Below are 14,011 nucleotides of genomic sequence, written 5' to 3'. Positions count from 1 at the left end.
TTGGGTAGCCTTTTTTATATCTTTTTATTTTACACCTGACAGGTTTTTAAAACCTGTCAGGTGTTATAACGAAAGTGTGTAATCGTTTTTACAGCGTGATTTTTACCACGTAGCCTTCGAAGGTTCGGATATTAAAAACGGTACCGTCTTCGAAAATCAGGTATTGTCCTTTAATTCCGGTTAGTCGTCCGTTAAAAACCGGTGTTTTATCCAGACTCAGACTGTTGACTTTCTTCGGGTATTGAAGAACCGGATAGTCCAGATGGTATAGCTTTTCGGGTGTTGGTGCGAAATACGGTTTTACTTCGTCCGGTAATAACGATTCCAGTTTATTACGTTCGGATACAATATCCACCGCAGGAACTTCATTTTGCAACATTTTTCGCCAGTTGGTTTTGTCTGAAAAATGATCTTTTAGTGCGACCTCGGCGATTCCGGCCAGATAACGATTCGGAACTTCTACGATCGGAACGGCTTCTATAGCACCCTGATCAATCCAACGCGTCGGAACCTGGGTTTTACGGGTAACGCCTACTTTGACTTCGCTGGATAAGGCCAGGTATACAATATGGGGCTGTAACTGGACTCTTTTTTCATATTCCAGATCACGGTCTTCAATGTCGAGATGTGCCGTGCTGAGTTCCGGTTTCATAATCCAGTCACCGGCCGAAGCGCTCGACATAAAGCAGTCATAACAAAATCCCTGTCTGAAAATCTTTTTTTTCTTGCCGCAGTTCAGACATTGATAGCCCTGAAAAGCAATCTCCAACTCTTTGTTCAGTAATTGGTTGACATTCAAAAAGCTGTTTTCAAAAACTAGGTAATATTGTATCGGATTCCCGATTTCCGTTTGCATCTTAGTCAGTACGCCGTCGTATTGCATTTTGTAAATTTCAGGTTTAAGTATTAGGATTTGCAGTGAAGCCGAGTGTTTCCTGCTGTTTTTTTCTTATTTTTGGTAATGATGTAAAAGTACAAACTTTGGTTTGAATAATGCCAAAACAAATCTTTTTAACCGGAATATACTAAAATATGGCCCTGACAATAATTAACTCGATTGCTTCCTGGATACTGAAAAAACGAATTCATCAAATGGAATTGTTTCTGAAATACCCCAATGAAGTACAGGAAGAACTGCTGTTTAGCTTGTTGCGTACGGCAGAACCTACTATTATTGGTCAGAAATATGAATTTTCGTCCATCAGAAGTTATAAGACGTTTACAGAGCGCGTTCCGGTGTCGACCTATGAAGAACTCGAACCATTGATCGAAAGAACCCGAAAAGGGGAGCAAAATGTGTTTTGGAATACACCAATCAAATGGTTTGCAAAATCCAGCGGAACAACCAATGCCAAAAGTAAGTTTATCCCGGTGAGTAGTGAAGCTTTGGAGGATTGTCATTATAAAGCCAGTAAAGATTTACTGTGTTTGTATCTGAATAATAATGAAAATTCACAGTTGTTTACAGGTAAGAGTCTTCGCTTGGGAGGAAGTAAGCAATTGTATGAAGATAATAATACCTTTTTTGGCGATTTGTCGGCAATTTTGATCGATAATATGCCTTTCTGGGCGGAATTTAGTAGTACTCCGAGTAATAAGGTGTCGTTAATGAGTGAATGGGAATCTAAAATTCAGGCGATCATACAGGAGACGGTTATGGAAAATGTAACCAGTTTTGCCGGAGTGCCTTCCTGGATGTTGGTATTGCTAAACCGGGTTTTGGAAGAAACCGGAAAAAACAATCTGGTGGAATTATGGCCTAATGTTGAGGTATATTTCCATGGAGGAGTAAGTTTTGAACCGTATCGCGAGCAGTATAAACGATTATTGCCAAAAGAGGATTTCCGCTATTACGAAATTTATAATGCCTCTGAAGGTTTTTTTGCGATTCAGGATCTGAATAATTCCAATGATCTGTTGTTGATGCTGGATTACGGAATTTTCTACGAATTTATTCCGATGGATGCTTTTGGCACGCCGGAACAGAAAGTAATCCGCTTGTCGGAAGTGGAGTTGAATAAAAACTATGCGGTCGTGATTACAACCAATTCCGGACTGTGGCGTTATCTGATAGGAGATACGGTGCGGTTTACCTCATTAAACCCGTATCGTATTAAAGTGACGGGAAGAACAAAACACCATATCAATGTATTTGGTGAAGAGTTGATGGTTGAAAATACCGATAAAGCCATTTCTAAAGCCTGTCAGGAAACCAATTCCGAAGTAATTGATTATACCGTGGCACCAATCTTTATGAAAGGTCGCGAAAAAGGAGCCCACGAATGGATGATCGAATTCCGTAGAAAGCCGGAGAATATCGAGCTTTTTCGTAAAAAACTGGACGAAGCGCTGCAATCGGTAAACTCTGATTATGAAGCAAAACGATATAATAATATGACTTTGAATCCGTTAGTGTTAAATGTTGCGCGAACCAATCTGTTTTACGACTGGCTAAAAGAACAGGATAAACTGGGCGGGCAACACAAAATTCCACGACTATCCAATAGTCGGGAGTATCTGGACCGACTTAAGGCTTTACAATATATTCAAATAGACTGATTATGAAAAAACGGATTGTTTTTATAGTAGCAGGAATCCTTTTGGTTTCCTGCGGACCCAAACGATTAGGGTGTGGTCCACGACGATGTGATGTCGATAGTAAAAAGATAGAATATAAGCCGGATATACAAATTCAAAAAGCTACCAAAACGGCATAAAAAAACCTCGCAATTGCGAGGTTTTAAAATTCTTAGAAGGTTCTAATTATTTTTTTGCAGCGTCAGCAGCTGGAGCAGCAGCGTCAGCAGCTGGAGCAGCAGCTTCAGTAGCTGGAGCAGCAGCAGCCTCAGTAGTAGCAGCAGCAGAATCAACAGTAGTAGCAGCAGCTTCTACAGCCTCTTCAGCAGGAGCAGCAACTTCTTCAGTTACAGGCTCTTCAGTTTTAGTTTCTTTACAAGAAACGAAAGAAACACTCATCATAGCTACTAATGCTAAGCTTAAAACAACTTTTTTCATCTTACTAAATTATAAAGGTTAATTATTAATTCGGAGCAAAGATATAAAATTTTTGATACGTAATAATATTTACTAAAATATTTTTTGCTCCCGGATTATGTTTTTTTTTGAAAAAACAGTCAGCTCACTTATAAAACGCCCTATTTTGTTGGTTTTTTTTGGTGTAACTAACTGTTTTTTAATATTTTGCGTCAGGGTTAAAAATGTGTTATTTTTTCTTATTTTGAACGATTTTCATCTCGTCAACAAGGTGTTTTGCACCCGCATATTTGTCAATTATAAACAAAACATAGCGAATATCGACCATAATGTTGCGGCAAATCGCTGGATCGTAGTGAATATCGCTCATCGTTCCTTCCCAAACACGGTCGAAATTTAACCCGATTAGGTTCCCTTCTGCATCCAATGCAGGGCTTCCGGAGTTACCACCGGTTGTGTGATTTGTTCCGATAAAACATACCGGCATACGTCCTTTATCGGCATATTGTCCGTAATCTTTATTGTTATATAAGGAGATTAATTTGGCAGGTACGTCAAATTCATAATCACCCGGTACGTATTTTTCGATCACACCGTCCAAATAGGTCATCGGTTCGTAGATTACCGCATCACTCGGACTGTAGCCTTTTACTTTTCCGTAGGTAACGCGTAGCGTACTGTTCGCATCCGGGAAAATACGGTTATTCGGGAATAATTCCAGAATAGCTTTCATATAGGTACGTTGTAACGCGATGTTTTTAAGGTTCAATTCGTCATACTTTGGTGCTACGTTTTTCAGGTAACTATCAGCCATGGTTTTTACCAATTGGAAACCTTTGTCTTTGTTGATGCGCTCGATTACTGTTTTGGCATCGCCATTCAATAATTCTTTTAAACCGTTATAGCTGGTTAGTTTTGACTGGCTGTATACTTCTTCGGTTAGTTTTTTAGTATCGGCATTTACCAAACTCGCGGGTAAAAACTGTTTTGGCGATTTGGTAGCATATAAGGCGATTAACTGTTCGAAAACTTTTTCGTCTACATTCGCATTAAAATCTTTGTATAAATCTTCAAAACCGGCAATCAGGTTGTTTTTACGATCGTTAAAAGCTTGTTCACCTTTAGCATTGTAAACCTGTTCCAATTGGAATAAACGGTATCCGAAGCTCAATAATTCGGTATTTCGTAAAACCACTTCCGTATAATAATCACGGCTCAAGGCATACGGAGCGATTTCAGTGTAGTTCTTTTTAAAGTCGGCTAACAAATTACCATATTCGGCTTGTTTTCCGGATTTCGCCACTTTGTCCTGAAATTCCTGTTCAAATTTTTGTTTGATCGCTAAAGCGTTTGATTTTTTTAAACCTTTGGTTTCGCCGATCCATTTTTTCCAGTAGTTCGCAATGCTGGCATATTTGGAAGCATATTGAATTTTGATCGCGTTGTCTTTACGCATAAATCCGTCCTGAACTTTTAAAGCCGCATCACGCACTTCGATTTTTGCAGGATTCAGATCGTTGATGATTTGTGCTACGGCATACGACGGAAGGTATTCTTGAGTACGACCCGGGTAACCCATTACCATGGTGAAATCGTTTTCTTTCACTCCTTTTATAGAAACCGGGAAGAAATGTTTCGGTTTGTAGGGTACGTTATCTTTAGAATAAGCAGCCGGACGGTTGTTTTTATCAGCGTAGATTCGGAATAAAGAAAAATCTCCGGTATGGCGTGGCCAAACCCAGTTGTCGGTATCCGATCCGAATTTCCCGATTGATGATGGCGGAGCACCAACCAAACGAACATCGGTATAGGTTTCCGTTAGGAATAGGATATACTGGTTTCCGTCATAAAAAGTACGGATTTTGTTTTCCTGCCAGGATTCCTTTGGTAACGTACGGCTTAACATGTTGATGTTTTCCTGAATTTTCTTTTGTTTGTCAGCTTCACTTGTCAGTGCGGCAACACCTTCCAGTACTTTATTGGTTACATCTTCAATTTTTACAATAAAAGTTACTTCCAGATCTTTGTTCGGTAGTTCGTCTTCCTGTTTCATCGCCCAGAATCCGTTGGTCAAATAGTCATGATCAACAGTTGAATGGGATTGGATTTCGCCATATCCACAGTGATGGTTGGTTAATAATAAACCTTTGGAGGAAATGACTTCTGAGGTACAACCACCGTTAAAATGCGGTACAGCATCTTTTAAACTGGATTTATTGACATCATAAATATCGGCAGCCGATATTTTCATTCCTAAGGTTTTCATCTCTTTTTCGTTCATTCCTTTTAAAAGCGAAGGAATCCACATTCCGCCCTGTTGTGCGGAAACCGGTAAAACGAACAATAGGACAAGTAGTCTTAAAAGTTTCATTGGATTGTTTTTATTTGATTATTTTGGTTATACGACTTTGTATTTCATGATTTTACGGTTGTGATCGGTAAAATTCTGGGCAAGATACAATTTTTGAGCCTTTTCGTTATGGTTTTCAACTTCCAGGTAGAGAACTTTTAACTTTAATTTAAGAGCTTCCGATTGGATAAAATGGATGGCTTGCTTGCCAATTCCTTTACCGCGGGCTTTTTCAGAAAGGTACAATTCGTCTAAAAAAGCATAACGACCTTTGTATTCAAAACTAAAAATAAAAGTAAGAATCACATAGCCTACCAGAATATCGTCTGAATAAATCAGCCAGGCTTTTCCCAGATTTTCATCGTTTATAAAGGTTTCAAAAAGCGATTCGGTAGTCGGGATATCGATAGGGTAGTTGTCGATCGCATAGAAATCCTCCATCATCGCAATGATATCGGGAATATGCTGATGGTCCAAAGATTTAAACTGTGTATTCATTTTTAATATGGTTTACAATGCTCTTGGTGGCATTTTGATTCATTTGTACAAAAGTGCTGCAAATATGACCTTTTTCGAAACGGATGTCTTCGTTTTGAATCAGATTGGAAAAGGCTTCGTCAAGTTCTTTTTGGTTTGAAATGGAAATACAGCCTTCCATGTTAACCAGCGCTATGGCTTCGGCAAAATGGGAAAAATTAGGGCCAATAACAATCGGTACGCCAAAGGTGGCCGGTTCCAGTATATTGTGAACGCCCGGTTTGCCAAAACCACCGCCTACATACGCAATGTCGGCATAACTGTAGATCTTGGTCAGGATACCAATGGTGTTGATGATAAAAACATCGTAATCACTTAAATTGGTAATCGCATCTTTTTCGGAAAATAAAACCGTTTTCCGGGAAATGCTTTTTTGGAGTTCCTGAATTTGTTCAGGTTTGATGTTATGCGGTGCAATAATAAATTTCACCGGATCGGTGCAGCGGTTGATATAGTCCACAAGCAGGGTTTCGTCTTTTGGCCATGAACTGCCAATTACGATAGTAGTCGTGTCGGCTTTAAAATTTTCGATAAAATCAAGGGTGTTGTCGCGTTCCAAAATAGCCGATACCCGGTCAAATCGGGTGTCACCGCTCACTTTTACATTGTGAAATCCGATGCTTTGTAAAAGCTGTTTCGATTTTTCATTCTGAACAAAAAAGTAACGGAAACTTTTTAGTGCATTTCGGTAAAACGAACCATACCATTTAAAAAACGATTGTTTTTCGCGGAAAATACCGGAAACCAGATAGGTCGGGATTTGCTGTTGTTTTAAAACGTCCAGATAATTCGGCCAGTATTCGTATTTGATAAAAAATACAAGGTCGGGATGAATGGCTTTGATAAAACGGATAGCATTCGATCGGGTGTCCAACGGTAAATATACGGTGACATCGGTTACGGTATTGTTTTTGCGGATTTCATAACCCGATGGAGAAAAAAAGGTCAGTACAATTTTATGCGACGGATAATTGGCTTTGATTTGTTCTATTACCGGAAGTCCTTGTTCGTATTCGCCCAGTGACGCGGCATGGAACCAGATGGTTTTATCGGTAGGATGTATGGCGGATTCCAATGTGGTAAAAACATTTTTCCGTCCTTCAGTAAACAGCTTGATTTTAGGGCTTACCATAGCAATAAAACGGATCAGAAAACCAGCTATCCGAACCAGTAAATCGTATAAAAAAAACATAGGCGAAAATTTGTGTCGCTAAATTACGGTTCTTTACGTTAATTTGATTGGTGTAACGTCATTAAATGAGTATTTTTGCTTGTTTTAATTCCTTTTCCAAAAGGAATTTCAAATCGTTATAAAGCAATTTAGAAAGCACATGAGAAAAATACAAATGGTTGATCTTAAGGGTCAATACGAACAAATAAAAGAGCAGGTTAACCAGTCAATCCAGGAAGTACTGGATACAACAACATTTATCAACGGGCCACAAGTACACCAATTCCAAAAAGCATTGGAGGAATATCTGGACGTGAAACACGTTATTCCGTGTGCGAATGGTACCGATGCACTTCAGATCGCAATGATGGGATTGGGATTGCAACCCGGTGATGAGGTGATTACAGCCGATTTTACGTTTGCCGCTACCGTTGAGGTAATTGCCTTGTTGCAACTGACTCCGGTTTTGGTTGATGTGGATCCGGATACGTTTAATATTTCAGTGGACGCCATTAAAAAAGCGATCACGCCAAAAACGAAAGCGATTGTTCCGGTACATATGTTCGGACAGGCGGCGAATATGGAAGCCATCATGGCGGTTGCAAAGGAACACAATCTGTTTGTGATCGAAGATAATGCGCAGGCAATCGGAGCCGATTATGAATATGCTGATGGTAGTAAAAAGAAAGTGGGGACGATTGGACATGTGGCGTCGACCTCATTTTTCCCGTCTAAAAACTTAGGATGTTATGGTGATGGCGGTGCCATTTTTACCAACGATGACGAACTGGCTTATAAATTACGCGGAATCGTAAACCACGGAATGTACGTGCGTTACCATCACGATGTAGTAGGGGTTAATTCCCGTTTAGACAGTATGCAGGCTGCGGTTTTGAATGCGAAGTTGCCCAGGTTGGATACGTATAACGATGCACGTCAGTTGGCAGCTCAAAAATATGATGCGGCTTTTGCTGGACACGCCAATATTGTCACTCCGGTTGTAAAAGGCGATACAGGAAGCCATGTGTTTCATCAGTATACCTTACGAATTCTAAATGCTGATCGCAATGCGTTAATGCAACACCTGATCGATAAAGGTATTCCGTGTGCAATTTATTATCCGATTCCGTTACACAGTCAGAAAGCGTATGCTGATAGTCGTTATAATGAAGCCGATTTCCCGGTGACGAATCAATTGGTGAATGAAGTGATTTCATTACCAATGCATACCGAATTGGAAGACGAACAGATTAAATTTATTACCGATAGTATTCTGGAATTTTTAAAATAAACCTTTTCACGTATATTCGTGTTCATATTCAAAAATAAATGAAAGTAGTTGTTACCGGAGGTTTAGGTTTTATCGGATCCCATACTGTAGTGGAATTATACCGTCAGGGGTTTGAAGTGGTTATTGTCGATAATCTGTCGAATTCATCTATCGATGTTTTAACAGGTATTGAAAAAATAATCGGGGTGAAACCAGTATTTGAGCAGATTGATCTGCGCGATAAAGCTGTTGTAACCGCTTTTTTTGAAAAACACAACGATAGTATTGGTGTTATTCATTTTGCTGCTTCAAAAGCAGTGGGCGAAAGTGTGGAAAATCCATTGCTGTATTATGAAAATAATATTGCGTCTTTAGTTTACCTGTTACAGGAATTACAAAAGAAAAAAGAAGCGTATTTTATTTTCAGTTCTTCGTGTACCGTATACGGTCAGGCCGAAAATATGCCGATCACGGAGTGTGCTTCGGTACAACCGGCAATGTCTCCGTATGGGAATACAAAAAGGATTGGAGAAGAAATTATTAATGATGTAGCTAAAGTTTCCGGAATCAATGCGATTTTGTTGCGTTATTTTAATCCGATTGGAGCCCATGAAACTGCCGAAATAGGGGAACTCCCCGTTGGTGTACCGCAAAATCTGGTGCCGTTTATTACGCAAACCGCTATTGGTATCCGTAAGGAATTATCGGTATATGGCGATGATTATCCAACAGCTGACGGAACCTGTATCCGCGATTATATTCATGTAGTTGATCTGGCTAAAGCACATGTGGTGGCGCTACAACGACTAATTGATCATAAAAACGAAAGTAAGGTGGAGGTGTTTAATATTGGAACCGGAAAAGGGAGTTCGGTATTGGAAGTGATCCGTACGTTCGAAAAGGTAAGTGGAAAGCCTTTACCATATAAAATTGTAGGCCGACGCGAAGGCGATATTATCGAAGCCTATGCAAATACCGACAGAGCAAACCAGATATTGGGCTGGAAAGCGCAATTAACGCTGGAAGAAGCGTTGGACGCTGCCTGGAAATGGGAACAGAAAGTTCGAAATATATAAAATAAAAATCCCGACTTATAGTCGGGATTTTTATTAGCGTACCGGTTGATTTAAAATCAAGTCCAGGTATAAGTTGATTTTGTCTTTTAACTCTTTACGAGGCGTGATAAAGTCAAGGAAACCATGTTCTAAAACGAATTCCGATGTTTGGAATCCTTCCGGAAGGTCTTTTCCGGTGGTGTCTTTTACGACACGTGGTCCGGCAAAACCAATCAAAGCTCCGGGCTCGGCAATGTTAATATCACCTAACATCGCATAGGATGCTGTAGTTCCTCCGGTTGTCGGATCGGTACACAAGGAAATATACGGGATTTTTGCATCGGCCAATTGCGCCAGTTTTGCAGACGTTTTGGCTAACTGCATTAATGAGTATGCTGCTTCCATCATACGCGCTCCACCCGATTTGGAAATCATTACAAATGGTACTTTATGCTTGATGGAATAATCGATCGCACGGGCAATTTTTTCACCTACAACAGCTCCCATTGATCCTCCGATAAACGCAAAATCCATTGAAGCAACAACCAGGTCTTTCCCTTTGGATTTTCCTACTGCTGTACGAACCGCATCTTTTAATTTGGTTTTGTCGATAGCGTCTTTTAAACGATCGCTGTACTTTTTAGTATCCACAAATTTAAGCGGATCCTTGGACGTCATGTTGGCATCCAGTTCTTTAAATTCGTTGTTGTCAAATAAAATTTCAAAATATTCTTTACTGCCAATACGAACGTGGTAGCCGTCTTCCGGACTTACCCAAAGATTTTTTGCTAATTCTTCAGCATCAATGATTTTTCCTGTCGGTGATTTGTACCAAAGTCCTTTCGGTACGTCTTTTTTATCTTCAGTTGCGGTTTGAATCCCTTTTGCTGTTCTTTTAAACCAAGCCATAGTTTTAAATTTGAATTAATCTGAATGTTACTACATTATAATGTATTAACGTTATTCAGGTCTTTAAACGCCTGTTCCAGACGTGTGTTAAACGTAATTTCTCCTTCGCGAACCCATTTTCTTGGGTCGTAGTGTTTTTTATTCGGAACATCGGCTCCTTCCGGATTTCCGATCTGTGTTCTTAAATAGTCAATTTTTGATACCATATAGTCACGAACCCCTTCGGTAAAAGCAAACTGAAGGTCGGTGTCAATGTTCATTTTGATAACGCCATATGAAATCGCTTCCCGGATCTCTTCTAATGTCGAACCGGATCCGCCGTGGAATACAAAATCAACCGGGTTGTGTCCGGTGCTGAATTTATTCTGAACGTATTCCTGAGAGTTTCTAAGGATTTTTGGTGTTAGTTTTACGTTACCCGGTTTGTAAACACCGTGAACGTTTCCGAAAGCTGCGGCAACTGTAAAACGCGGACTGATTTTTATCAATTCCTCATAAGCATACGCTACTTCTTCCGGTTGTGTATATAATTTAGAACTGTCTACATCCGAATTGTCTACACCATCTTCTTCACCGCCTGTGATTCCCAATTCGATTTCCAGTGTCATTCCCATTTTGCTCATACGCTCCAGGTATTTTTTGGAAATCTCCAGATTCTCTTCAATCGGCTCTTCGGAAAGATCGATCATATGTGAACTGAATAATGGTTTTCCGGTTTGCTTAAAGTGTTCTTCACTGGCATCCAGTAAACCGTCAATCCACGGTAATAAATTTTTAGCACAATGGTCGGTGTGTAAAATCACGGTAGCACCATAGGCTTCTGCCAGCGTATGGATGTGTTTTGCTCCGGCAATAGCACCCAAAATAGCTGATTTCTGACCGTCGTTGGAAAGTCCTTTTCCAGCATTAAACGAAGCACCTCCGTTAGAAAACTGGATAATAACAGGGGCATTTAATTTGGCAGCAGTTTCCAGAACACCGTTGATAGTGCTTGATCCCGTAACGTTTACTGCGGGTAAGGCAAAGCCTTTTTCTTTTGCATATCGAAAGATTTCCTGTACTTGATCGCCGGTTGCTACACCTGGTTTTATTGTATGAGCCATTGTGTTGTTGTTTTTAATTTATTTTGACAAAAATAATAATTTCTAAAATTAGAAAGGATAATTAATTCCAATATTTAAGACCGCACGATTCGGTACGATATCGCGGAACCACCTTTCCTTCATTTCTTTGGCCGGGTTGTAGGTCTTAAAACCAACATCCAAACGGATTACAAAGAAGTTTAAATCATAGCGGAAACCAATTCCGGTACCTAATGCAATATCCTGTAACGATTTGAAGCCTTCGAAAACACTTTCTTCATCGGTTACGTTATCAAAAACGTTCCAGATGTTTCCGGCATCGGCAAAAAAGGCACCGTTTAGTTTGTTAAAAATATTAAAACGGTATTCGGCACTCAGTGCAATTTTAAAGTTAGCCTCGTTAAAGTCGTTCAAACCGCCACTTCGCCCCGGACCTAAACTATAGGACTGCCATGCCCGGTTGTCGTTAGATCCTCCGCCAAAGTAACTTCGCGAAAACGGAATCGAATTGGAGTTTCCATACGGAATCGCCAGTCCGGTAAAAGCACGTGCTGCAATAACCTGTTTGCCACCTAAATCCCAGTTTTTAATAAAGTCAATTTCGCCTTTGATATATTGAGAATATTCGACGTTAAAAAACTTTTTACGACCGTAAATATCCGCTTCTTGGTTTTCGATTTTCGAAATCAGGCTCAGGATGTTCCCGGCCGATTCCAGTTTGGTTTTAAAGGTGTAAAAATCGTTGTCGTTAATGTTGGTACGACTGGATTTGGTATACGTGACGTTGGTCGCAAGGATAAGGTTGTTCTCGGTTAGACGTAACCTTCTTTCCTCAATACTCCGAATGGCGAAATAATCGTTATCATTTGGCGTAAGACTCGTTTGTCCGCCTAATACTTCGTTGATAAAACCGGTGGTTCCCTGAGGAATGGAAAGATTACCTTCTTCGTCCAGATTGGTTGGATCGGTATTGTAAACCTGTGCCAAACCATTCAAACGGTCATATGACGAGTGGTATACGCTAAAATAATTGCCCGGGTTTACGTTACGAACGTATTGTAAGTTGACCAAGTCGAAACGGATATTCGTGTTTCGTTTCGGATTCCAGTTGTAGTTGAGAATACCCGTAAAACTTTCTTTGTCCAAACCGATGTTTTGCTGACGCGAAAGACCAATACTCATCTGCGTGGTTGGAAGGGTGTTTTTCGGAATGATCTTATCGGTATTTAGCGGGAAAAAGATTCGTGGGAACGAAAGTTTGACATCGGCTCCATATTCCGAAATATTAAAAAATACATTATTCGGATTGGCAAGATCCTGAGACGAACCGATATTGCCGCGTAAGGCAATCTCGAGAATCTCGGCGCCTCTGAAAATGTTACGAATCGAAAGTGCTGCACTTCCCAGAATACCAAAATCCTGAATGTTGGAATGCATAAAATCGGCCGTAGCATTAAAGTTGAATTTTTTACGTGGCGATAAGATAATGTTGGCAATCAGTGAGGTTCCGGTAGTGTCGTTTTTGTCTTCTTCATATTCGATATTCGGATAGTTAAATACGCGTAGGTTACTTAAAGAACGCGAGGTTAACTGTCTTCTGAAATCGCTGAATTTACTGCCTTTGGTGATAAATATCGCGTCGGTTATTGCTTTCGGACGGTACTTCAGTTTGTCGGAACTGTAAATGTTAAAGTTGTTATAGCTGGTACTGTCGGCTACTTTTTGTTTGTTTTTGTTGTTGGTATTTCCGGTGAAAATATTAACCTCACTAATGGTATACAGTTTAAATGGAACCTTTATCAGGGAATCTCCTTTTTTAACGGTTCGGTCGTCAATCAGGATGTCGACATGGGCTTTGTGGTTGGTTGCTACCGTATCAACATCATATTCGATATTGGTTTCCTGGAAATAATACGCTCCGTTATTGCGGAAATGTGTGGCAATTCGTTTTCTTTCATCACTAAAATACTGCGAATTGTATTGTTTGCCTTTTACAATCAGCGATTGGTTTTTGGTACGTTCAAATAACGAATCCAAAGCGGCTGTTTTAATCGAAGTGGTAATACTGTCGACTACATAAGGCGCACCCAGTTTAACCTCGTAGTTCACTTTACCGCGTTTGTCGGGTAAGGTGTCAATTTTATACGTGATTTTATTGTTGAAATAACCGGCGTTGAAATAGTAGGACAACATACGGTTTCTGGATTTCTGTACTTTCGTAGAATCGATAATTACCGGAGCTTCTCCCGTTTTTTTTAGAAACGTACTGGCTCCCGATACAAAAAAGGATTGCCCTAATCGCTGTACTTGTTTTTCGGATAACAGGTCGGTTAGGAATTTATGACGTTTGGGTTTCTTTTCCAGCCATAACTGATAATCGGCTTCCGGACTTTTTCGTGCCAGGTTATACATCTGTAATCGCAGGCGGTAACCCAGAATGGAACTGTTCGGTTTTTGATAAAGCTGATTTAAAATCGTCTCGCTTTTTTCTTTCTTACCGTCCACCATTACCGTGTTCTCGATTAAAAGATGCTGTCCTTCGGGTACTCTTTTAACAAGAGAACAAGAATATAAAATTGCACCTAATAAGAGAAATAGTGCTATTTTTGATAAATTATTTTTCAAATCGATTACAATAGTAAG

Annotated in this window: 12 protein-coding genes; 4 read left to right on the top strand and 8 right to left on the bottom strand. The window is 40.0% G+C overall.

Annotation, left to right across the window (positions count from 1 at the left end; all coding sequences use genetic code 11):
- Positions 1-88 precede the first annotated feature (88 nt).
- Positions 89-883 carry a DUF2797 domain-containing protein gene (locus E6C50_RS13015; RefSeq protein ID WP_136403666.1) on the bottom strand — a complete coding sequence of 265 codons (795 nt, stop codon included), beginning with the start codon at positions 881-883 and terminating at the stop codon, positions 89-91.
- Between the two features lie 149 nt (positions 884-1,032).
- Between E6C50_RS13015 and E6C50_RS13010 the strand changes: the two genes are divergently transcribed.
- Complete coding sequence (locus E6C50_RS13010) at positions 1,033-2,559, top strand: GH3 auxin-responsive promoter family protein (RefSeq protein WP_136403665.1); 1,527 nt, start codon at positions 1,033-1,035, stop codon at positions 2,557-2,559.
- A gap of 2 nt (positions 2,560-2,561) precedes the next feature.
- Positions 2,562-2,717 carry a hypothetical protein gene (locus E6C50_RS17745; protein WP_168732818.1) on the top strand — a complete coding sequence of 52 codons (156 nt, stop codon included), beginning with the start codon at positions 2,562-2,564 and terminating at the stop codon, positions 2,715-2,717.
- A gap of 46 nt (positions 2,718-2,763) precedes the next feature.
- Here the strand turns inward: E6C50_RS17745 and E6C50_RS13005 are convergent, their stop codons facing one another.
- The 4 genes from E6C50_RS13005 to E6C50_RS12990 all read right to left on the bottom strand — a co-directional run bounded on the left by E6C50_RS13005 (position 2,764) and on the right by E6C50_RS12990 (position 7,073).
- The gene (locus E6C50_RS13005; RefSeq protein WP_136403664.1) at positions 2,764-3,015 is read right to left on the bottom strand and encodes a hypothetical protein; all 252 of its coding nucleotides are present in this window, start codon (positions 3,013-3,015) and stop codon (positions 2,764-2,766) included.
- A 208-nt stretch (positions 3,016-3,223) separates the two neighbouring features.
- Positions 3,224-5,365 carry a S46 family peptidase gene (locus E6C50_RS13000; RefSeq protein WP_136403663.1) on the bottom strand — a complete coding sequence of 714 codons (2,142 nt, stop codon included), beginning with the start codon at positions 5,363-5,365 and terminating at the stop codon, positions 3,224-3,226.
- Positions 5,366-5,392: 27 nt separating this feature from the next.
- Complete coding sequence (locus E6C50_RS12995; RefSeq protein WP_230979009.1) at positions 5,393-5,842, bottom strand: GNAT family N-acetyltransferase; 450 nt, start codon at positions 5,840-5,842, stop codon at positions 5,393-5,395.
- Positions 5,826-7,073 carry a 3-deoxy-D-manno-octulosonic acid transferase gene (locus tag E6C50_RS12990; protein ID WP_136403662.1) on the bottom strand — a complete coding sequence of 416 codons (1,248 nt, stop codon included), beginning with the start codon at positions 7,071-7,073 and terminating at the stop codon, positions 5,826-5,828. The genes E6C50_RS12995 and E6C50_RS12990 overlap by 17 nt, the downstream gene beginning before the upstream one ends.
- A gap of 139 nt (positions 7,074-7,212) precedes the next feature.
- On the opposite strand from E6C50_RS12990, the gene E6C50_RS12985 reads away from it, so the two are divergent.
- Positions 7,213-8,343, top strand: a complete 1,131-nt coding sequence (locus E6C50_RS12985) for a DegT/DnrJ/EryC1/StrS family aminotransferase (protein ID WP_136403661.1) — start codon at positions 7,213-7,215, stop codon at positions 8,341-8,343.
- Positions 8,344-8,381: 38 nt separating this feature from the next.
- Positions 8,382-9,398, top strand: coding sequence for a UDP-glucose 4-epimerase GalE (gene galE / locus E6C50_RS12980; RefSeq protein ID WP_136403660.1), 1,017 nt, complete (start codon positions 8,382-8,384; stop codon positions 9,396-9,398).
- 33 nt (positions 9,399-9,431) lie between these two features.
- Here the strand turns inward: galE and accD are convergent, their stop codons facing one another.
- Genes accD through tamL form a run of 3 tightly spaced genes read right to left on the bottom strand, consistent with a single transcriptional unit; the run spans position 9,432 to position 13,993 of the window.
- A complete protein-coding gene (gene accD, locus E6C50_RS12975; RefSeq protein ID WP_136403659.1) occupies positions 9,432-10,286 on the bottom strand; it encodes an acetyl-CoA carboxylase, carboxyltransferase subunit beta in 855 nt (284 codons plus the stop codon).
- Positions 10,287-10,321: 35 nt separating this feature from the next.
- Positions 10,322-11,389 (bottom strand): class II fructose-bisphosphate aldolase, encoded by a 1,068-nt coding sequence (gene fbaA / locus E6C50_RS12970; RefSeq protein ID WP_136403658.1) that lies wholly within the window; start codon positions 11,387-11,389, stop codon positions 10,322-10,324.
- A gap of 48 nt (positions 11,390-11,437) precedes the next feature.
- Positions 11,438-13,993, bottom strand: a complete 2,556-nt coding sequence (tamL, locus tag E6C50_RS12965; protein ID WP_211089544.1) for a translocation and assembly module lipoprotein TamL — start codon at positions 13,991-13,993, stop codon at positions 11,438-11,440.
- Positions 13,994-14,011 lie beyond the last annotated feature (18 nt).

The organism is Flavobacterium supellecticarium, from assembly GCF_004801375.1.
Taxonomy (GTDB): Bacteria; Bacteroidota; Bacteroidia; order Flavobacteriales; family Flavobacteriaceae; genus Flavobacterium; species Flavobacterium supellecticarium.
This window is presented reverse-complemented; position numbering and strand designations above follow the sequence as displayed.